Source organism: Oleiphilus sp. HI0125, assembly GCF_001635355.1.
In genome coordinates, this window is record NZ_LWGF01000004.1 from 1 (window position 1) to 875 (window position 875).

At 48.1% G+C, this 875-nt stretch carries 1 protein-coding gene; it reads left to right on the forward strand.

Translation table 11 applies throughout. From position 1 onward, the window contains the following. The coding region (locus A3762_RS00470; protein WP_156493085.1) for a GTP-binding protein at positions 1-875 on the forward strand (875 nt) is incomplete at both ends.

Here is an 875-nt window from a genome sequence, read left to right on the forward strand (position 1 = left end):
TATCGAAAGAGAGCGTGGTATTACGATCAAAGCGCAAAGTGTGACCCTGAACTATAAAGCGGATGACGGTGAGACGTACCAGCTTAATTTTATCGATACGCCCGGACACGTTGACTTCTCGTATGAGGTATCGCGGTCTTTAGCGGCTTGCGAAGGTGCTTTGTTAGTCGTTGATGCGGGTCAAGGTGTTGAGGCGCAGTCTGTAGCGAACTGTTATACGGCGATTGAACAAGGCTTAGAAGTTCTTCCAATCCTTAACAAAATGGATTTGCCACAAGCTGAGCCTGAGCGTGTAAAGCAAGAAATAGAAGATATTATTGGTATCGATGCGACGGATGCCGTGCCGTGCAGTGCTAAGAGTGGTATGGGCGTTAAAGATGTGCTCGAAGAATTGGTTAAGGTGATTCCACCACCTGAAGGCGATCGACAAGCTCCGTTGCAAGCCCTAATTATCGACTCGTGGTTTGATAACTACCTAGGAGTTGTGTCGCTTGTTCGTGTCGTTGAAGGCACACTTCGCAAAGGCGACAGAATATTTATCAAATCTACCGGCAAGATCGAGCAGATTACTTCTTGCGGTGTATTTACTCCGAAGCATACCGAAACAGGGATATTGCAAGCAGGTGAAGTTGGATTTGTCGTAGCCGGAATTAAAGATATTCATGGTGCACCGGTAGGGGACACGATCACGCATGCTAAGACTCAAGAAGTCGGCCAGTTGCCCGGCTTCCAACGCGTAAAACCTCAAGTCTACGCGGCGTTGTTCCCTGTCAGCTCCGACGATTATGAGTCATTCCGTGAAGCTTTAGAAAAGCTGACGTTGAACGATGCTTCTCTGTACTACGAGCCTGAGACGTCAGATGCACTGGGCTTTG